Annotated in this window: 23 protein-coding genes, 1 pseudogene and 1 riboswitch; of the genes and pseudogenes, 5 read left to right on the top strand and 19 right to left on the bottom strand. The window is 31.7% G+C overall.

Annotated elements, in window-relative coordinates:
- Nucleotides 1-6 precede the first annotated feature (6 nt).
- The 6 genes from ISP02_RS11110 to ISP02_RS11135 form a co-directional block, all read right to left on the bottom strand.
- Nucleotides 7-477: a PTS sugar transporter subunit IIA gene (locus tag ISP02_RS11110; RefSeq protein WP_195721607.1), complete on the bottom strand. Its 471-nt coding sequence runs from the start codon at nt 475-477 to the stop codon at nt 7-9.
- 11 nt (nt 478-488) lie between these two features.
- Nucleotides 489-767 (bottom strand): PTS sugar transporter subunit IIB, encoded by a 279-nt coding sequence (locus tag ISP02_RS11115; RefSeq protein ID WP_195721608.1) that lies wholly within the window; start codon nt 765-767, stop codon nt 489-491.
- Between the two features lie 28 nt (nt 768-795).
- Nucleotides 796-2223, bottom strand: coding sequence for a PTS ascorbate transporter subunit IIC (locus ISP02_RS11120; protein ID WP_195721609.1), 1428 nt, complete (start codon nt 2221-2223; stop codon nt 796-798).
- Nucleotides 2224-2243: 20 nt separating this feature from the next.
- Nucleotides 2244-3308, bottom strand: a complete 1065-nt coding sequence (ulaG, locus tag ISP02_RS11125) for an L-ascorbate 6-phosphate lactonase (RefSeq protein ID WP_195721610.1) — start codon at nt 3306-3308, stop codon at nt 2244-2246.
- Nucleotides 3309-3872: 564 nt separating this feature from the next.
- Nucleotides 3873-4187: a DMT family transporter gene (locus ISP02_RS11130; protein ID WP_208455795.1), complete on the bottom strand. Its 315-nt coding sequence runs from the start codon at nt 4185-4187 to the stop codon at nt 3873-3875.
- 2 nt (nt 4188-4189) lie between these two features.
- Nucleotides 4190-4513 carry a DMT family transporter gene (locus tag ISP02_RS11135; protein WP_195721611.1) on the bottom strand — a complete coding sequence of 108 codons (324 nt, stop codon included), beginning with the start codon at nt 4511-4513 and terminating at the stop codon, nt 4190-4192.
- A 46-nt stretch (nt 4514-4559) separates the two neighbouring features.
- A riboswitch (guanidine-I (ykkC/yxkD leader) is annotated at nt 4560-4659 on the bottom strand.
- Nucleotides 4660-4878: 219 nt separating this feature from the next.
- Between ISP02_RS11135 and ISP02_RS11140 the strand changes: the two genes are divergently transcribed.
- Complete coding sequence (locus ISP02_RS11140; protein WP_195721612.1) at nt 4879-5103, top strand: hypothetical protein; 225 nt, start codon at nt 4879-4881, stop codon at nt 5101-5103.
- Nucleotides 5104-5143: 40 nt separating this feature from the next.
- Here the strand turns inward: ISP02_RS11140 and ISP02_RS11145 are convergent, their stop codons facing one another.
- From ISP02_RS11145 to mbcS, 3 genes are all read right to left on the bottom strand, one after another.
- The gene (locus ISP02_RS11145) at nt 5144-5566 is read right to left on the bottom strand and encodes a GNAT family N-acetyltransferase (protein ID WP_235980502.1); all 423 of its coding nucleotides are present in this window, start codon (nt 5564-5566) and stop codon (nt 5144-5146) included.
- A 119-nt stretch (nt 5567-5685) separates the two neighbouring features.
- Nucleotides 5686-6117, bottom strand: a complete 432-nt coding sequence (locus tag ISP02_RS11150) for an organic hydroperoxide resistance protein (RefSeq protein WP_195721613.1) — start codon at nt 6115-6117, stop codon at nt 5686-5688.
- A gap of 171 nt (nt 6118-6288) precedes the next feature.
- Complete coding sequence (gene mbcS / locus ISP02_RS11155; protein ID WP_195721614.1) at nt 6289-7869, bottom strand: acyl-CoA synthetase MbcS; 1581 nt, start codon at nt 7867-7869, stop codon at nt 6289-6291.
- Nucleotides 7870-8159: 290 nt separating this feature from the next.
- Here mbcS and ISP02_RS11160 point away from each other — a divergent pair.
- A pseudogene (locus ISP02_RS11160) lies at nt 8160-9097 on the top strand (ketopantoate reductase family protein).
- Nucleotides 9098-9181: 84 nt separating this feature from the next.
- On the opposite strand, the gene ISP02_RS11165 reads toward ISP02_RS11160, so the two are convergent.
- From ISP02_RS11165 to ISP02_RS13010, 5 genes are all read right to left on the bottom strand, one after another.
- Nucleotides 9182-9508 carry a PH domain-containing protein gene (locus tag ISP02_RS11165; RefSeq protein WP_195721615.1) on the bottom strand — a complete coding sequence of 109 codons (327 nt, stop codon included), beginning with the start codon at nt 9506-9508 and terminating at the stop codon, nt 9182-9184.
- 178 nt (nt 9509-9686) lie between these two features.
- Complete coding sequence (gene glcP / locus ISP02_RS11170; RefSeq protein ID WP_195721616.1) at nt 9687-11045, bottom strand: glucose transporter GlcP; 1359 nt, start codon at nt 11043-11045, stop codon at nt 9687-9689.
- Between the two features lie 434 nt (nt 11046-11479).
- Nucleotides 11480-11863, bottom strand: a complete 384-nt coding sequence (locus tag ISP02_RS11175; protein WP_195721876.1) for a VOC family protein — start codon at nt 11861-11863, stop codon at nt 11480-11482.
- Between the two features lie 137 nt (nt 11864-12000).
- Entirely contained in the window at nt 12001-12156 is a 156-nt protein-coding gene (locus ISP02_RS13005) for a hypothetical protein (protein WP_235980503.1), read from the bottom strand.
- 18 nt (nt 12157-12174) lie between these two features.
- A complete protein-coding gene (locus ISP02_RS13010) occupies nt 12175-12315 on the bottom strand; it encodes a hypothetical protein (RefSeq protein WP_235980504.1) in 141 nt (46 codons plus the stop codon).
- A gap of 328 nt (nt 12316-12643) precedes the next feature.
- Here ISP02_RS13010 and ISP02_RS13015 point away from each other — a divergent pair, with 328 nt between their 5' ends.
- Nucleotides 12644-12805 carry a hypothetical protein gene (locus ISP02_RS13015; protein WP_235980505.1) on the top strand — a complete coding sequence of 54 codons (162 nt, stop codon included), beginning with the start codon at nt 12644-12646 and terminating at the stop codon, nt 12803-12805.
- A gap of 57 nt (nt 12806-12862) precedes the next feature.
- Here the strand turns inward: ISP02_RS13015 and ISP02_RS11190 are convergent, their stop codons facing one another.
- From ISP02_RS11190 to ISP02_RS11200, 3 genes are all read right to left on the bottom strand, one after another.
- Complete coding sequence (locus ISP02_RS11190; RefSeq protein ID WP_195721617.1) at nt 12863-13042, bottom strand: hypothetical protein; 180 nt, start codon at nt 13040-13042, stop codon at nt 12863-12865.
- 112 nt (nt 13043-13154) lie between these two features.
- On the bottom strand, nt 13155-13340 hold the full coding sequence (locus ISP02_RS11195) for a hypothetical protein (RefSeq protein WP_208455796.1): 186 nt from the start codon (nt 13338-13340) through the stop codon (nt 13155-13157).
- 607 nt (nt 13341-13947) lie between these two features.
- A complete protein-coding gene (locus tag ISP02_RS11200) occupies nt 13948-14487 on the bottom strand; it encodes a hypothetical protein (protein ID WP_195721619.1) in 540 nt (179 codons plus the stop codon).
- Nucleotides 14488-15269: 782 nt separating this feature from the next.
- Here ISP02_RS11200 and ISP02_RS11205 point away from each other — a divergent pair.
- Together ISP02_RS11205 and ISP02_RS11210 are read left to right on the top strand one after the other, a co-directional pair.
- The gene (locus ISP02_RS11205; RefSeq protein WP_195721620.1) at nt 15270-15782 is read left to right on the top strand and encodes a Rossmann-fold NAD(P)-binding domain-containing protein; all 513 of its coding nucleotides are present in this window, start codon (nt 15270-15272) and stop codon (nt 15780-15782) included.
- A 28-nt stretch (nt 15783-15810) separates the two neighbouring features.
- Nucleotides 15811-16026: a hypothetical protein gene (locus ISP02_RS11210; RefSeq protein WP_195721621.1), complete on the top strand. Its 216-nt coding sequence runs from the start codon at nt 15811-15813 to the stop codon at nt 16024-16026.
- Nucleotides 16027-16905: 879 nt separating this feature from the next.
- Here ISP02_RS11210 and wecB read toward each other — a convergent pair.
- Together wecB and ISP02_RS11220 are read right to left on the bottom strand one after the other, a co-directional pair.
- A complete protein-coding gene (gene wecB / locus ISP02_RS11215; RefSeq protein WP_195721622.1) occupies nt 16906-18009 on the bottom strand; it encodes a non-hydrolyzing UDP-N-acetylglucosamine 2-epimerase in 1104 nt (367 codons plus the stop codon).
- An 80-nt stretch (nt 18010-18089) separates the two neighbouring features.
- A complete protein-coding gene (locus ISP02_RS11220; RefSeq protein WP_195721623.1) occupies nt 18090-19358 on the bottom strand; it encodes a nucleotide sugar dehydrogenase in 1269 nt (422 codons plus the stop codon).
- Nucleotides 19359-19399: the final 41 nt, after the last annotated feature.

Raw genomic sequence — 19399 nt, forward strand, 5'->3', positions numbered from 1 at the left:
TTGTTGTTAAGCAATATAACCACTCATATCTGCTTTATCGATGTGAGCTAAGATTTCATCTACAGTGGTTGCAGATGTTAATTTATTAATTATGTTATCTATTTCGAATACACTTACTATTTGTGGTATTGCGATACCGGTGTGAATATCAGAAGATGTTGCAGCCAATACTACGAATACGCTCGCACTTTTATTATCGCTAAAACTTACAGGCTCGTTAAATGTCACAAGACTAAAAGCATCCCTGTTCACACCATCTTCAGGTCTTGCATGTGGCATTGCCATGCCATCCATTAACAAGTAATATGGCCCATACTGTTTAGTATTGTGAATAATAGCATCTATATAACTTTTCTCTATTGCACCGTTTTTTAATAAAGGTTCAGTTGCTATTGCCACTGCTTCCTCCCAATTTTCAGCATTTTTATTTAACAATATTGACTGTTCTTTAATAATACTTTCTTTAAATGACACCATAATACTCACCTTCAAATTATTTGTTGTAGATTATCTTTAATCTCTTTATCATCCATTAAATTGTCTAATCCTAATAATTTGCCATTCGTTCTGCCTTCTAATTCTTGAATTAAATATTTACTAGCAAACACGATGTCGTAAGCGTTAGCCTGTGCTTTTGCTTCTCCTATACTGCAGTAATCAACGGTGAAGTCACTAACCTCAAGTTCTCGCAAACACTTTTCGATTTTCATTTTTATGACCATAGATGAACCCATTCCGCTTCCACAAGCTGCTAAAATTTTTAACATAACTTAATTCCTCCAATTCTTTGATGTATTATTCTAAACCTTGATAATATAAATCTTTATTTTTTGCTTTTCTAAATTGTAATTGAGGTATTAGCAGTAGCAATATAATGATTGAAAAATAAGCTACTAACCCAAAATTATGCAATAACAAGCCAAGACCTGGCCATATTAATTCGAAATCAATACTTCCATGCCAACCACCGAATTTATATAATCCAAAGAAAACAACTGCAAATGCACTTATTGAAACTTGTAAGATACCTGATACAAAAGCACAAATCAGAGCTGCCTTAGTCCCTCCAACCTTGTTTGCATATACGGCTATTGTGGCATTATCAAAAAATACGGGAACGAATCCAGTGATAATTAGTACTGGTGAATGAAATAATATCAAGCCTAAAATGGTTATAAACTGCCCCAATGAACCACAAATAAAACCAAATAACACTGCATTTTGAGGAGCGAAGTTAAATGTAGCAGCGCAGTCAACCGCTGGTAATGAACCGGGTAGTAATTTATTTGATATACCTTGGAAAGAATTCGTTAATTCTGAAACGAACATCCTTACACCCATCATTAAAATTGCTAAAAATACCGAAAAAGATAATGAACTTGAAATAATATATGTCACAAAAGATAATTTTTCGGGGAAGTTTTGGGGATCTAGTCTTCTTAGAAAATCTTCGCCTAAAATCACTAAAATTGTGCCAAAAAAGACAAGCATTAATGTACCTGTCGCTACGATACTGTCATTGAACATCGATAACCATTTAGGCAATTTCATATTTTCTAAATTCTTCTCTTTGTTACCTAACTTTGGTGCAACTTTATCAACTATCCAAATAGCGAACATTTCCTGATGTCCCACTGCGAAACCTGCATTATTAGTTAAACGTTGTGTAGGCCCAACAGTTAAATTAGAACCTACAGCCCAATAAAGTCCCACTAAAACGCCAATCATTAAACTACCTACAAAGTTTCTATATTCTGGAAATGCCAAAAATACAATCCAAGTAATTGTTAGTGATTGTTGAACCATAATATGCCCAGTAATGAACAGTGTTCTAAGTTTCGTAATCTTACAAAGCTTTACTAATAAAATATTAAGCATAAAACCGATAACTAGCGCTACCATCGTATACGTAGTAGTTAAATTAATCGATTTTAATGCACTATCTACTGCATTCAATCCAAAATATGGGTCTATAACCGCAGCTTTTAAGTCGAATCTTTCTCGTAAACCAGCTAGTAGTGGCCTAAATTTTTCTACTAATCCCTTTGCGCCAACGAGGAGTATCATAAAACCTACTACCGCTTTAATGAAACCAGCAAAACATTCATACCATTTTTTTCTAAGTAACACGTAACCAACAAAAACAATAATACCGATGAAAAATTCAGGTTTAGTAAGTATATTGTCTATAAACCAAATGAATATACTAATTAAGTTGTTCATAGTTGTTCATTCCTTTAATTTTATAAAAATGAAGGATAAGGTAAATCATTATCTACTGTAAAAACATCTTCGAATCCACGTGGGTAGTGGTATTCAAACTTATGTCTATCCTGAGGGTAAGTATACTGACCTCCAACTTGCCATATAAAAGGAGCAAAATCATAGTCTAGAAAATCTTTTTTATTTTTCCAAAGTTCCAGTATTTCCTGTGGGTTAGCTTGGAAATTAGACCAAATATCATGATGCACAGGTATAACGACTTTGGTATTTAAGCACTCTGCCATTCTTAACAAATCAACTGACGTTAATTTATCGGTAATCCCTCTTGGATTCTCACCGAAAGCGCCTAATGCCACATCAATAGTGTGTTCATTACCGTGTTTGGCAAAATTTACCGAGAAATGTGAATCTCCTGCATGATAAAGATTACCTCCTGAAGTTTTAAATAAGTAATTAACTGCGATATCATCCATATTTTGTGGAAACTGGCCATTCAATTCTTCTTCTTGTGGCACGGTAATTAGCGCTGTACGATCAAAAGCTTCTAATGCAATTATTTCAACGCTACCGACATTTACGTTATCACCAGGTTTGACTATAATGCATCTAGATTCTGGAACTCCCCACTCTTTCCATACATCAACTACAGCTTTAGGACCTATAAATGGAACAGAATCATCCGTGTTTTTTAAAACCGCTGCAGCCGTATTTATATCCAAATGATCTGAATGAATATGAGTTACAACTAAAGCATCAACATTTTTTATTTCAAATGGGTCTATAACAAATGGTTGCGTTCTCAAGTTTGGTTGCAATTGTTTACAACCAGACATGCGTTGCATTTGGTGACCATCTTTCATTAATTTATTCTTTTTTGTACGTTTCCCACTACCACACCATAAATCACACAAAATATTTGTACCTTCATGTGATTTTAGCCATATACCTGTACAACCGAGCCACCACATCGCAAAATTCCCTTCAGGCACTTGAGTTTCCTCAATTTCTTCATTTAACCATGTTCCCCATTCAGGAAATGTGGATAGTAGCCACTGCTCTTTAGTTATATTTTGTACTTTAGACATCTTATCTCCTCCTATTAATATATGTAAGCGTTTACGAAATTATATAACCTATTTTTTTGTTTTTCAATACATTAAATATTATTTTTATTGTATTAATTACAATCTAAAATAATAAAATACCTCAATTCTAAAGAATTCAGGTATAAATTTATTTGAAAGCTATTAAATTTTCTTGTAGAAATTGGGGAATATTTTCTCTAAATTACTTAAAAAATACAGTTTTAGAAGAAAATAATAGATAATTCATAGATTAAATGTAATTTAGATATACATTAAAACGTTAGTTCTTCATGCTTACATACACTTATTTTTAAGCCTCTTTTTATTCCTCAAGAGACTTAGATTTTTAATATTATCCCGTCTTTTGATTTAGCAATTTCAATTTTATTGCTAAATATATGTAAACTCCCATTATTTAATCAATTAAGATCATTTAAAGTAAAATAATTGCCTTATAAATGTTATCTATGCTATATTTATGGTGTAGTTAAGATTAACTACTAGTCTTTTATATTCATGAACATATTACTCTTTGAGAGCGACACGATTGTGTCGCTCTTTTTTTTAACTTAATAATTTCAAGCCGATTGTACTAGCTAAAATCACCACGATACATAATATACGAATTAAATTTTTCGATTCATTATAGAACAACATACCTATAATTGCTCCTCCGACTGTACCTATGCCAGTCCAAACAGCATATGAAGTACTCATAGGCAAGTTTGCCATTGCTATTGCTAAACAAACAAAACTCAGTGCAAAAGAGACAATCATGTTTATCAATGCTGTCAATTTACGATTATGTGTATAAGCATTCAACGCAGTTACACCTAACATTTCAAAAACACCTGCTACAATTAATATCATCCAATCCATAATTACGCTCCTTTCTCGTTAGAAGTGGCAAGTTTTAACCCTAGTACTCCAGCAAGTAGTATAAAAATCAAGAAAATTTTTCCTATATTTAAAGGTTGTCCAAAAATTAAGAAATCACACAAAGTAACACCCGTAGTACCAAGTCCGACAAATATAGCGTATGTCGTGCCTACTGGTAAAACTTTCGAAGCTTGAATTAATAAATAAAAACTTAAAAAAATAGCTATTACGGTACCTAACCATTCGATAATATTAGATGAATGCGTTAATCCAATAACCCATCCGACTTCAAAACCAGCTGCTGCAATGATTTTTAACCAATTCATATTTTCTGCCTCCTAATAAAAAAGCCTGGGAGATAGTATTTAGACTATCTCCCAGGCTTTTATCCTTCCGTGTAACATGTAAAATACATGCCGTTTTCTCTCGGACCTGACTAACGTTTCGTTACGGAACCCTAGAAAACTTTTATTAAATTAATTGAACTTTATCAAATGTTCATGTAATGGTCAACCCTGTTGTTTTATAGATAACTAAAAATTTTTTAATAAAATTTCTTATTATCAGTAGTTAACTCTCTACATTTTACTAATTTTAATGTATAATAGTATTTAATTAGAATAATTCTAATTTACTATTGAGAATAGAGTACATTCCTAAACTAAAAATATAAAGAAAGGTGAAGATGTTTATGCAATTATTAGGCTATAAAATGGAAAATGAAGAATTGGTCGCAACTGTTTTATCAGATAAAAAACATTTATTTAAATACACGTTTGATGTATCAACACCTGAATATGAAATATTAAACGTCTTAGAAGAAATAAATGAACATGTGGATAATGGTTTACACCCATTAGGTTGCACTATCATCAAAAATTACGATTTCAGGGACGTGAGCCATTATTCATTGTAAATATCAAACATCAAACCTGAAATGAGTGCAGCTGTTATCTTTAATCGACAGTGTACTCATTTTTTAATTGCTCTTTTTGATACATTCCCATCCCTGTAGTCAAAGTTCTAAACCCTACTCGCTTATAAAAAGTCGTGTGCTTAGTCGTCGCTATTAAGTGTATACATGAAACCTCGCCTATTTGATCTACTAATTTTTCTACAATTTCCCTACCTATACCATGTTTATGATATTTTTTATCTACCACTACATCATAAATGGCAGCGTTATAAATGCCATCAGACAAAGCCCTTGCAAAACCAATAATTTTTCTATCGACTTTAGCTATCACAACATGGGTGCTTGCTTTAAAAATAGAAATTATATTATTTTCACTATGACTTGTCCATCCATTAGAATGATATGCTTCTTTCATATCTTGAACTTTGCTTTCATCAAAAATGTATGTATAATCTACTTTCAAATAAATCACCTCTTATTCACTTTGCTCAACTACTACCCTTATATAACGTTTAAAAACAAAAAAGGAATAATCATAGCAACTTTATACTGTGTAGTTACTATGTTATTCCTCTTTAATAATTATTGCGCATGTACTTCTAATGATATATCAATATTCCCTTTAGTTGCTTTTGAGTAAGGGCAGTAATTATGCGCTTGTTGTACATATTTCTCTGCATCTTCTTGTGACATATTTTCTAATGTAACTGTTAAAGTTCCACCTAATTTAACACCATTGTCTGCTTCATCTACTATTAATTCAATAGATGCTTCAACTTCTGGGTTAGCATCTGTAACACCGCTTTTTTGTAATATCAGTGACAACGCACTATTAAAACAAGCGCTATAACCTGCTGCAAATAGCTGTTCTGGATTAGTTTCAGCTGTCGTAGCATTACCACCCATTTCTTTCGGAGTAGCTAAGTTTTGCACGAAAGTATTATCAGGGCTAAACACACGACCATCACGACCGCCATTACTAATCATATTTGTATTATATAATACTTTAGACATTTATACGCACCTCTATCTTTTTATATACTTATCAGTATATTTTGTTTATCTCAATCAAATTAAGTACAATTCAATTGGGATTAATTTGATTATATAACTGTACCTTATAATATTCAACTACCTTGTTTATAAAAAAGATGGCAGCGTTGTTTTGGCACCATCTTTTCTTAGTTATTTATTATATTTTTCAATTTCTGCTTCACGTAATTCTACACGTCTGATTTTGCCAGAATTTGTCTTAGGTAAATCGTCAACAAATTCTATTTGACGCGGATATTTGTATGGAGCAACATCTTGTTTTACATAGTTTTGCAATTCTTTTACCAATGTATCATTGCCCTCAACATCATCTTGTAAAATAACAAATGCTTTGACTACGTTTCCGCGAATATCATCGGGGCTAGCGACTACAGCACATTCTTTTACAGAAGGGTGTCCTATTAGCGAATCTTCTACTTCAAATGGTCCGATTGTATAACCTGAACTGATAATAATATCGTCACTTCTACCTTGGAACCAGAAGTAACCATCTTCATCGATACGTGCACGATCTCCTGTGACATAAAAATCTCCACGTTTGGAGTCTGCCGTACGCTCTTCATCTTTATAATAACCTTTGAAGAGTGCCGGTGAGTCTAACCATACCGCAATATCGCCAGTCACTCCAGGTTCTACTTGCGCACCCTCTTCGTCTATAATTGCAACTTGGTCGCCTAAAATAGCTTTCCCCATTGATCCTGGACGCGTTTCGGCATCTTTAAGCGAACCAATTAGTAGCGTATTTTCTGTTTGCCCATAGCCATCTCTTACAGTTAAATCAAAATTTTGTTGGAATTTTTCTATTACTTCTTGGTTTAACGGTTCTCCTGCAGAAACTGCACTATGAAGATGAGATAAATCATAATCTTTCAAGTTAGGTAATTTAGCCATTAATCGATATTCTGTCGGTGTACAACATAACACGTTAACTTCATATCTTTGTAATAATTCTAGATATTTTTTAGCATCAAATTTACCTTGGTAAACTAAAGCTTTAGCACCTGACCCCATGATAGATAGGTATGGACTCCAAATCCATTTTTGCCATCCTGGTGCAGCTGTAGCCCAAGCTGTGTCACCTTCATTAACACTTAACCAATATTTCGGTGCTGTTTGCATATGTGCATAACCCCAGCCATGTGTATGAACAACGGCTTTAGGTTTAGCAGTCGTACCTGATGTGTAAGACAATAAAGCAATATCGTCTCTATGAGTTGCGACGATATCTAATTCATCGCTTGCTTGTTGTTGCTCATCTTCAATATTAATCCAATCATCTTCATGTCCGCCGACGATAAATTTCGTTAAGTTATCATATTCTGCTATATCTTTAAATTCATTAATCCCCTCATTAATTACTACTACAGCAGCTACATCTCCATGTGTAATTCTATGTTGTAAATCTTTAGTTCTGAGCATTTCAGAACTAGGAATAATAACTAATCCTAATTTTAATGCAGCAGTATAGATTTCATACGTAATAATGCTACGAGGCATCATTATTAGTACTTTATCCCCTTTTTGCAACCCATGATTAGAAAATACGTGCCCGATTTTATTCGCATTTTTTATTAAATTGGCATATGTAATACTATCGGTATTACCCTTTTCATCTTCATAAGCTATTGCCTGTTTCGAAGTATCGACGGCATACTTTTCAATTTCTTCAACAATATTATACTGTCCTGGTGCAACTAAATCTGATTTTTTCATAATTACTCTCCTTTTGAAATTAAAATATTTATTACATCGTATTTTAATATCATTTTAAACATGAACATATTATCTCATCTTTTAATCATACGTCTAAATTGTACGCCTATTTCAACAATTTGATAAGTAAAAAGTCTGATAATTGCAAATTTATATAGGCAAGATGATATACTAATTTTATATAAGACTATCAATCTATATAATGAGTCATTTAATAGCCTTACGTACGAAATAATGCTTTATATACTAAATTATTCGAGAACTATATTAAAAAACAAGGACGTGCTTTTATGTATAATATCGCAATTGCTGGCGCTGGTGCCATGGGTGGTAGAATTGGAACACAAATTAAACAGGCTGGTTACAACGTGACACTCATAGACAATTGGGACGACCACATTAAAAAATTAACGATTATGGCTTAGAAATCCAAAACGAATCTACAACTTATAATGTGAATATCACTGCTAAACATCCATCGGAAGTGAATGAACAATACGATTTAATTATCATTTTAACAAAAGCGATGGATGCTTCAACAATGATTAATGCGTTATATGACAGAAATGCCATCAAGGAATCAACCGCAATATTAACTATGATGAACGGGTTGGGACATGACGAACGTTTCGCAAAAGTAGTACCAAAATCGCAAATATTTTTAGCAGTTACGATGTGGACTGCTGGATTGAGAGGGCCAGGCCAACTCTTATTAGAAGGGTCAGGTACGCTAGAATTACAACGTGCCGATGGTGAAGCAGATTATCGAACTGAAGAAATAAATAACATTTTTAATGAGGCCGGCTTAAATTCAGTCATCAGTGATAATGTCTTTGTTTCAATATGGTCAAAAGCTACTTTAAATAGTGTGCTTAACCCTTTATGTACTATCTTAGATAAACGCATTGGTGAATTGGGCGCATATAATCATGCTAGAGCTATGATACAACCACTCATTGAAGAAATTGTATCTGTAGCTAACGCACGTAACGTTGACATCAAAACAGATGATATGATTCACAAGATAGAAGCTGCCTATCCCGAATCTACACAAGGTTTACACTACCCTTCGATGCATCAAGATTTGCATAAAGGCCGTTTAACAGAGATTGATTTCCTTAACGGGCAAATTGCTAAATATGGAAAAGACTTAAATATCTCTACTCCACTAAACGAAATGTTAACCCACCAAGTTCACGAATTAGAACTTGATTATGTAAAACAATAAACTTTGTATTATAGAGGCTTATATAATCGATAAAGCTCACAACTAATGTATGAAATTAGCTGTGAGCTTCTTTTAAACCGTTTTCTAGTTCATTTGTTGTTGTACATAAGACGTGAATGTTTCTACATCGCCCTTTTCGATATTTTTAATTGGGAAGTCACCTATTTCAAAACTTAAACTGATAACTTGTTCATCATGAGAAATAGATTTAATTTCGTTATATCCAATATTTCTATAATAAAATTGTCCATCCATATCAACATTTAATATTAATCTTTCATTAGTAGCTATGTAAGCCCCTTTATATAAACGTTGTTCACTTTTAACATTATATTCTATATCTCCAAGTACTGATGGTCCTTTCTTCTCTGTTGGAAATAAATCGTTTGGATTTACGTTATCTAAAATCATCTTATCCTCACCTTTGTTTTTTATTTACTGTGTTACCTTTCTAAATTACCACTTTATTAATACTTACTAACATTGTGTATTATAGATATAAAATTGTCTATTAAGAACAACTATATTTAACTAATAAGTTCAGTAAATAAAAAACGTACAAATCCCTATGATTTGTACGTTTTAAAAATTATGATAAACTTTTCATTTCTTCTGGTTTAGCGCCAGTTCTTTCTCTTAAATCATATTCGATTTCTTCTAAACTACGACCTCTTGTTTCTGGTAAGAATTTAATAACAAAAATCATAGCTAAGACACCAATAACTGCGAATATTAAGAAGACCCATTCTGTACTTAATGCACTATTAAGCATTGGGAATAACTGAGCAACAATAATTGTACCAATATTTAACACTAATGTCGCTACACCAGTAGCCGCACCACGTGCACGCATTGGGAACATTTCGGGTAACATAACCCATAAAATTGGTCCCCAAGTTAAACCAAAGAATACGATAAATAGTGATAAGCAAATGATAATAATCCATGAAGATGAAGTAATACCAATTGTCCAAATAAGTACTGCCATAATTACTAATGAAGCGACCATCCCTATATTACCAGTCACAAGCATTTTCTTACGTCCTACTTTATCTACTACAAATACTGCTACTACTGTAACAAGAACGTTAATCAAGCCAATACCTACTGTACCTAAAATTGAAGTTGCTTCTCCTAAGCCAGCTTTGTTTAAAATTGTTGGTGCATAGAAAATAATCGCATTAATACCTACTATTTGTTGGAATAACGCAAATACACAACCAATGATTAATGTTGGTCTAATCCATGGAGATTTTAATATCGTCCACGTTGATTCTGAAATGGCTGAGATTTCTTTCATTTCTTTAATTTCTTTATCTATTTCTTGATCATTAAATGTAATTTTCATTACTTTTCTTGCAGCATTTTCGCCTTTGTGCTCTAACAACCATCTAGGACTTTCTGGCATAAACGCAATACCAACTAATAAGATAACTGAAGGTACTACTGCTAAACCAACCATCCAACGCCAAGCTTCCATGTCTGCAAAAGCATAGTTAACTAAGTAAGCTGCTAAAATACCAATCGTAATCATCAATTGGTTAAGTGATCCAAGAGAACCACGGAATTCAGTTGGCGCCATTTCAGATAAATATACAGGTACAGTAGCCATTGAACCACCTACTGCTAAACCAATAATTAAACGTCCTAATATTAACATTTCAATGTTCTGTGCAAATGATAATACCAATGTACCAACAATAAATACAATCGCAATTATCAACACTAGACGTCTTCTTCCTATTTTGTCGGATAATGGACCACTACTACCAGCGCCGATTATTGCGCCGAATAGCATAGATGAAACAACTAAACCTTTCATAGATTCACTCAATGGAATATCATGATGAATAAATAATAACGCACCCGAAATAACTCCATTGTCATAACCATATAACAAACCGCCTAAAGCTCCCAAAATAAAAATTAAATATTTATTTGCATTCACTTAATATCATCCCTTTCATAATTAAGGCAATTATAATCTAAAAATGAAAGCGTTTCAATTTTTATTTTAATAAATTTTACTATTAATTATAATAAAAAAGAAATTTGAAACACGCGCAAATCAATGAGGGCCAACTTTTCAAATAGAAAATCACTCTGACATTAAGTAAAAAAATTCTTACCTAAGTACCAACTTAAGTAAGAATGAATCATGTAAAAATCCAGCTATACTATTTAATTAACCATCATCCTCATCCATAAAATGTATTAGCAAACTACACATTATTGCCGTGGGTATACCTATAAATGGTGTAAACATCAAGCTAAAAACAATAGAAAAAACAATAGAAAAAACAACGCAAAACAGAATAGCTGTATAACCAGACTGTTGTTCTTTTTTTATCCTTTCTCTTAACAAATGTACTCACACCTTTTTTATTGTTCAACTAACTGAATTAAATTACCACATGTATCATCAAATATAGCTAATTTTATTTCTCCCATAGTTTGAGGTTCTTTTGTGAAGCCCACACCTTTAGCCCTTAAATCTTTAACCTCTTCATCCAAATTATCAGTGGCAAACATAGTTGCGGGGATGCCTTCATTAAAAAGACGAGTTTGATAATCTTTAGCAATAGGATTATCATTAGGTTCCAAAACAATTTCTACCGGGTTTGTAGAGTTACTCTCTTTTACAGTTAACCACATAGGCCCACCCATATCTATATTATGTTTGAGTTCAAAGCCTAATTTTTCAGTATAAAATTGTTGTGCCCGTTCTTGATCTTCTACAAATATACTCATCGCAACAATTTTCATCATTTATACAACTCCTATTTTTATCGTAATCCTACTTTAATTTGTACACCATGCTTAATATAAATTTTCAGGCAACTTAACATATAAACCCAACCTTCTTTTTGACTCAGCATACGTTCAACTTCTGAAGGATCAAATTAATTTTCATTTGTTGTCACTAAAGTTTTATCTTCGTATGATTCAAAGACAATATTTACTATTTTATCCCCCGATTTTAATTCCATATTTTCACTAATTGTAATTTCTATACCTTTAATTTCTACTTCGGCATCATATGCTTCATAATGTAACACTATATTTTTACCTATTTCTCAACATTTTGAACTAGATGAAAACCAAAATCCACCTATTTTATTAGGATCAACAAATGCTTCAAACACTGTTGAGCTTAGCGCTTCATTTTCCATTGTAGAAATAACATCCATATGTAAAATAATACTTTTATTAATCAACTAATACACTTTTAATTATTACCTTCAACATCATCCTTTAAACTTATAATAATTTTAATATGCTTTGTAAACTGTTTATTATACTTTATAAAAACACTCTATTTTGAGGTAAAAAATGTAAAATAGATTAGGTGAAGTAATGATTTAAGTTTACGATTAAGATAAAACTATTGATTTTGGGACAACATATCTTTCTTTCACAGTAGTTGAAGACGCAAACTGAAATGGATATGACCGTAGTAAAGCTAGCCCCTGATGATGAACAAACTTTAGTTGTCTTACAAGATAAAGAAAAGTAGACGTTATGGATATCGGGCCCAATACGTTGATGCTTTCATTTATAATTGCGCCTTCAGGTTTCGAGGCTTCACGAGAATCCTTACCACAAAATAATATCGCAACTGGGAGGTTAATGGGTTTACCAATAGATAGCGTTTTTAATTTCGCTGATTCAGAGAATAATTATTTCGCTGTAAAAGAACTAACATAAACGCAAAAAAGACACCCCTCAGTCTAAAACCGGGTGTCTTATATTGGTATTAATACATTATATCAATGCGTTAATAATTAAACCTATAAAATCGATAACGCCAAAAATTAAAAATACGGTTCCTAAACTGAAAAAACTTTGTCTTCTTCCTAAACGATGACGAGAGGTTTTTTTACCTAATACTAAGAATACAATACCTACGATAATTAATATTATTGCTATTGCTAAATACCACATATCGATTCCTCTCCTTATTATATTAATACCGGATATAGAGCTTCACTATTATAAATACCCACATTACACTAATCATAACTTATATAACAAATATGAGTTTATAATAAATACATTATTTATTTTGTTTTTTTAGTTTATGTTGTTCATATAAAAATGAACCATAATTCCCTAAAAAAGCTATTATGGCTACGATCGAAGCGCCTAGCATTACGTCCATACCATTAACAGCTATAAATAATACGAAGATTATTACTGCAATTAACAAACTTTTAAAAATAGATTTCATGTGTAATAACACGTTATCAAACTTCCTCTCAGAGAAGGTCTTAAAATCATAGTTTTATATTCGAGTACATAAGCATCCTTTTGTCGACAAAATTTCCTTAATTTACAAATTCTAATGTTTAAATTTGAATGATGAAACTAGAAGTTATAAACGTTTAGCTCTTATTTAACAACAGAATCATTTATTTCGTAGATAGACTCATTATAGAAGAATGAATTTAAGTTACTTTCAATATATAGTATATAAAAATTTTTTAAATGTAAGATATTTCCATAATATTTTTAAATTGGTTGAAATTGATAAACACACTTATTTTAATTTTTTAATTTAAAATCACTTTTCTTTTAAACTTCCCTCCACACACGAAATTATACATTTATTTTTACAAATCATATTTGTACTAAAATGTTATGAAAAATATTTGTTTATAAGAGAAAATTACACGATTCATTTTATAAATAAAGTTGTAATAGTAATTAAGTTTCACAAATATAATTTCCAATAAGTAAACGTTATATTTAAACTATAGTAAGTAATTAAAAAGCCTATGATTATGAGCTATATAAAATACTCATAATCATAGGCTTAATACAAATAATACGTTGTTGTATTTAATTAGTTATTTATCTACGTTGATAAATTGTAATTCATAGATTGATTCATCCTCATAAGTGTTAAAAACATCAATTTTACCATTTAAATAAAGTTCTTGTTGCTTTCTACTTACGTTATGTTTATACGTTAATTTTAATTTTAAATTTGATTCATAACCATTGTTTTTAATAGTTTTTTCAATTTCATTAAATACGTCTTTATTAATTGGCAGTAGGTAACCTTCTTTACTAGGAAGCATACTAACAAATTTTCGTTGTAACACATCATTATCCCCTAAATAAATCTCAATAGTGATTTGTTTTGCTGCACCTCCACCCAAATTATAAAGTTGTAAAAAATCTTCCTCATTTTCGCCATCTTTATTAACTGCGGTGTTGTGCAGAGTAAGTCCTTTAGTACCTCTTTTAATCAAAATTTGATTAAAGCCTAGTGCTGGTATAAAAGCTATTTTCATTTGATATAACTGTAATGTAACAGAAATAAAATAGAACAATGCCATTATAAATGTACCTATTTGTCCTATCGCAGATATAATATTCAACATAAAAATCTCCTTATCTTTATATTCAGGAGGCAATAGTAGGTTAAATTAATTTAACATATTACCTTGAAATTTTAAATAATTAAACTCTTATTGTGCAACGTTTAAGTACATACGCTAACAGGAAAGTGATACTACGTATTTAATGTATTTAGATTTTTAAAATCATCATTTAGTATAGCTCGTATTATTGATTAGCGCACAAATAAGTATAATTAATTTCTTTTCTTCCATAGGTATATTTACCCACTCGTTAAAAAGTCATGCGTAAATACGCACATGCAACACAAATTCCTTTTGTTAGTTCATTAACATCATGTACATATACACAAAAATCATTAAAATATCAATACATAAACGCCTCAATACCCTATGTGTGCGATACTAATACTTATGTATGTTTATTAAATGCGTTGTTTCATTTTTCATACCTTATAATTGTTACGCATAATATAATGTTTCATTAATTTCATCGCCAATAACAAACATCAGTTCAAACGAAATCGACTAAACAAGATTAATTTGAAAATAACTAAAAAGTGGTACTACTGTTAATAGTATAAAATACAAAGATAGATATACAAGTTATCAATTTTCAATTAACACTGATGTTATAGGATACGAAAAACCAGAAGACATAACGTATACTGTAGACTAGTATATACACATGAGCAACAATCAAAGTATAAGCACCCGCCTTTTAACAATTCAAGCTAGTCAGTTCAATTTTTTATTTAATTAAAGATACTGTATAATGGAAATTAAAATAACAAGGGGTTGGTACTATGTCTATAATTATCGTTGGTGGATCAGGTATGTTAACAAATACGCTTCGTTGGATAGTAGATAATTTCAATGAAGATATTTACTTGCTATCAAGAAATAAAGATAGATACGATTCATTATTATTAGAACAAAGTAATGTGCATTTTAAACATTATGATTACCTTCATCCCGAAACTTTCGATTTTACTGTTGATGATGTGACATTGATGATTAGTTGGGTTCATAGCGAAGGTTATGCTAATCATTTACATTTTTTAAAAGAGCATGTCTCATGGACTAAAAACAAGCATCGTTATATTCATATCGTGGGCACTCAAAAACATGATGATAAAGATTTACTCACATATTTATCCGCTTCAAATATAACTGTTTCTACTGTGACTTTAGGTTATAAAGAAGCATTAGGCGGACAAAAAAGATGGCTTTACACCTCTGAAATAGCTCATGGCACAATACTAGCTATAAGCTCAGGCGATGATGTTCAAGTAGGAATAGTAGTAGACAAGAATTAAGCAATATTTTATATAAGGAGTGAAATTCATGTTCAAAACACCAATCACTGAAAATTTAAGCTTAAAAATATTAGAAGAAAGAGATGCAGACGCACTTTTTGCTATAGTTTCGAATAATAAAAAACATTTAGGTAAATGGCTGCCATTTGTGAATTTCACTCAATCTAGTACAGATAGTAAAAACTTCATTAAATCAGCGCTCCAACAATTTGCTAGTAACGATGGTTTTCCATATCTCCTTTAGCAGCGGTTTTAATAACAAATAACTTTGATCTGAGAGTCGTGAGCAATATTATTATAAGAAGTAATTGTTACTTCTCCCCTTATTTATGTATGATATGAAACAATTTTCAAAATTGGATAAAGCAACAAAAAAATGACTATATGACTACTATTACTGAAGAAGAACTTTCTGTGTAAACCGAGGACTATATAATACTTGCGACTACAGGAGAAGAACCTCCATTTACACAAAAAGAAAATTGGAAGAATTTAGAAGCTGTTAAAAAAGGACCTGTCATTAATTTAGATTTACAAGACATACAATATAACTATCCCATCTCTTTAGAAAAACAGAGAAAATTTATTTTTAACCAGTTAAAAAGATATGAACTAAATTCAAAGAATGGGTATATCGGCTTATTCTTAAAATGATCATATATATAATAAAACGCCCATCAAAGTAGATATTAATACTTATATGCTTTGATGAGCGTTTTTTACTGAAATTATCGTGCAAACCTTAATTTTTAGTTTTATTTATTATACGGCTCTGATTATTAGAGATTTTGCTAAAAAACACTTAGCAAAAAGTTTAAATCTATTGTTATTTTCCTTAATATTAAAGCAATTGAGGAATTTATCAACTCCAACAACACAATAAAGAAGGTGTCCCGTATTGTCATATATGCTTCGAATATTTTACACAAAACTATCAGTAGACGATGAAGTTTATATTATGGAATGTCTATTTTATTGGTTCGAAACTGGTAACTTCTGGATAAAAAGCACTCAGTTGATGAAAAACTGAACAAAAAACTGCCAGCTGACTCTCTAAGTGAAAATCCGCTAGCAGTTTTATATGATATAGATCCTTAGTTTATTAATATTTATACCACAATTACTAAAGCTCAAAATAATCTTCTATAATTTCACAAATTCTTTGTGAAGTTCGGCCGTCCCCATAAGGATTGCTTGCTTTACTCATTTGTTGATAAGCCTCTTTATTATCCAAAATATGCGTGGTTGCTTTCATAATAGAACTATATTCTGTACCGATGACTTTCAATGTACCAGCTTCTACACCTTCAGGTCGCTCTGTATTATCTCTTAATACCAATACCGGCTTCCCTAAAGAAGGCGCTTCTTCTTGAACACCACCTGAGTCTGTTAGAATAAGATAAGATTGATTCGCAAAGTTATGAAAATCTAGTACATCCAATGGTTCGATTAATTCAATACGTTCATGATTGCTTAAATATTGAGAGGCAATTTCTCTTACTTTAGGATTCTTATGAATAGGATAAACGACAACGAGATCCAAATATTTATCCGCGATATCTCTCACTGCCTTGAAGATATGATGCATCGGTTCACCGATATTCTCTCTTCGATGTGCAGTTAATAATAGAATCTTTTTATTTTTATATTTAGAAATTACTTCTGATTGATATTCTTCTTGAATCGTTGTATTCAGTGCATCTATTGCAGTATTTCCTGTCACATAAATACTGTCTTTATTTTTATTTTCTAAAATAAGATTTTCAGCTGCTCTTTCAGTTGGCACAAAGTTTAACTCTGCCATATTGCCGACCATTAAACGATTCAATTCTTCAGGGAAAGGAGAATATTTATTACCTGTTCTTAATCCCGCTTCTACATGTCCTATCGGCACTTGATTATAGAATGCAGCTAAGGCCCCTACAAACGTTGTCGTTGTATCTCCGTGCACTAAAATCATATCAGGTTTTTCTTCTTTAATCACTGCATCCAACTTCGTTAAAGCTCTAGAAGTCAACTCTGTGAGTGACTGATTCTTCTTCATGATATTTAAATCATGATGTGGTTTAATATCGAATATTTCCAGAACACTATCTAACATATCTCTGTGTTGTGCGGTGATAACGATATTAGCTTTAAGATTTTTATTTTGTTTGATTGCTTTAACTAATGGAGCCATTTTAATTGCTTCTGGTCTTGTACCAAAGACAATCATAATCTTCTTCATTCTTCCATCCTCTTTTCTTCACACTAATCATATTCTCGAATAGACGATGCGATTCAATATTCAATTAAGGTCTCTAGATCTTATTTAAGTTTGTCTGATATCTCATATAAATTACCAAAATTGAAGTACAATATATCATCAAACATTGTTTTCACAACGTTTTTAGTATCAATCACTACTTTATGCTTCATATTGATAAAGTCTAAATCTTCTAATTTCTTAAACTCAGAATGATCGCTTAAAATCAATACAAGAGAAGCCCCATCTGTTGCTTGTTTAATATCTTTTACCACAAAGTCTAATTCCACATGCGGGTCATATACAGCAACTTCAAGGTTTGATTCTTTTAATAGCAACTGATAAATATCAAATGCTGGTGATTCTCTAATATCATCTACATCACCTTTATATGTTAATCCAAATACTGTCACCTTATGACCATTTAATAAACCTAATGCCTCTTTTGTTTTTTCTAGCACGTATTCAGGCATTGAATTATTGATATTACGACCTTTCTGAATTAATGGTGAGTTTTCAGGATCTTTTGCGATGATGAAGTAAGGGTCAACTGCTAAACAGTGACCACCCACACCTGGTCCTGGCAAATGAATATTCACTCGTGGGTGTTTATTTGCCATTTCAATCACGTCTAAAGCATTGATATTTAAATCATTACATATTTTAGCAAGCTCGTTGGCTAAAGCAATATTCAAATCTCTGTATGTGTTCTCCATCAATTTGCTCATTTCAGCAGTGCTTGCATCTGTTTCAATCATTTCACCTTTAACAAAGATACTGTAAACACTTTTACCAGCTTCAATACATGCCTCTGTCACACCACCAATAATACGGTTGTTGTTCACAAGTTCATCTAAAATTTTACCTGGTAACACACGTTCTGGACAATGCACTAAATAAATGTCTTTACCAATAGTATAACCTTGTTCTTCAACTAACGGTTTAACATAGTCATCCATTGTTTTAGGTGCAATTGTAGATTCTACAATAATTGTATTCCCTTTTTCTAATACAGGTAAGATACTTTTCACTGCACTGATAACGATAGAAATATCACAAGATTTATAAGCATCATCATTATTAGGCGTCGGCACTGAAATAATAAATGCGTCTGCCGCTTTTGGCTTCGTATCTACTTTGAATTTTCCGTTTTCAAAGACTTTCTCATAAACTTCTTGAAGTCCCGGCTCTTCAATTGAAATCTTCCCTTGTTGTAAACGCTCAATGGTTCTCGGATTAATGTCCACACCTAAAACGTCCACATCGTTTTTGGCAAACATAATAGATGTTGGCAATCCGATATATCCCAATCCTACTACTGTTAATTTCATAACAAATACCCTCCCAAGTCTTTCCTTATCTATTTTGTAAA

The organism is Staphylococcus durrellii (assembly GCF_015594545.1).
GTDB lineage: Bacteria > Bacillota > Bacilli > Staphylococcales > Staphylococcaceae > Staphylococcus > Staphylococcus durrellii.

Coding starts and splice junctions, on each gene's coding strand:
- ISP02_RS11220 (WP_195721623.1), bottom strand. CDS start 19,358: ATGAAATTAACAGTAGTAGGATTGGGATATATCGGATTGCCAACATCT.
- ISP02_RS11115 (WP_195721608.1), bottom strand. CDS start 767: ATGTTAAAAATTTTAGCAGCTTGTGGAAGCGGAATGGGTTCATCTATG.
- ISP02_RS11205 (WP_195721620.1), top strand. CDS start 15,270: ATGTCTATAATTATCGTTGGTGGATCAGGTATGTTAACAAATACGCTT.
- ISP02_RS11210 (WP_195721621.1), top strand. CDS start 15,811: ATGTTCAAAACACCAATCACTGAAAATTTAAGCTTAAAAATATTAGAA.
- ISP02_RS11175 (WP_195721876.1), bottom strand. CDS start 11,863: ATGAAAATTGTTGCGATGAGTATATTTGTAGAAGATCAAGAACGGGCA.
- ISP02_RS13015 (WP_235980505.1), top strand. CDS start 12,644: ATGCTTTCATTTATAATTGCGCCTTCAGGTTTCGAGGCTTCACGAGAA.
- ISP02_RS11165 (WP_195721615.1), bottom strand. CDS start 9,508: ATGATTTTAGATAACGTAAATCCAAACGATTTATTTCCAACAGAGAAG.
- ISP02_RS11200 (WP_195721619.1), bottom strand. CDS start 14,487: ATGTTGAATATTATATCTGCGATAGGACAAATAGGTACATTTATAATG.
- ISP02_RS11130 (WP_208455795.1), bottom strand. CDS start 4,187: ATGGATTGGATGATATTAATTGTAGCAGGTGTTTTTGAAATGTTAGGT.
- ISP02_RS11150 (WP_195721613.1), bottom strand. CDS start 6,117: ATGTCTAAAGTATTATATAATACAAATATGATTAGTAATGGCGGTCGT.
- ISP02_RS11120 (WP_195721609.1), bottom strand. CDS start 2,223: ATGAACAACTTAATTAGTATATTCATTTGGTTTATAGACAATATACTT.
- wecB (WP_195721622.1), bottom strand. CDS start 18,009: ATGAAGAAGATTATGATTGTCTTTGGTACAAGACCAGAAGCAATTAAA.
- ulaG (WP_195721610.1), bottom strand. CDS start 3,308: ATGTCTAAAGTACAAAATATAACTAAAGAGCAGTGGCTACTATCCACA.
- mbcS (WP_195721614.1), bottom strand. CDS start 7,869: ATGAAAAAATCAGATTTAGTTGCACCAGGACAGTATAATATTGTTGAA.
- ISP02_RS11135 (WP_195721611.1), bottom strand. CDS start 4,513: ATGAATTGGTTAAAAATCATTGCAGCAGCTGGTTTTGAAGTCGGATGG.
- ISP02_RS11190 (WP_195721617.1), bottom strand. CDS start 13,042: ATGTGGTATTTAGCAATAGCAATAATATTAATTATCGTAGGTATTGTA.
- ISP02_RS11110 (WP_195721607.1), bottom strand. CDS start 477: ATGGTGTCATTTAAAGAAAGTATTATTAAAGAACAGTCAATATTGTTA.
- ISP02_RS11140 (WP_195721612.1), top strand. CDS start 4,879: ATGCAATTATTAGGCTATAAAATGGAAAATGAAGAATTGGTCGCAACT.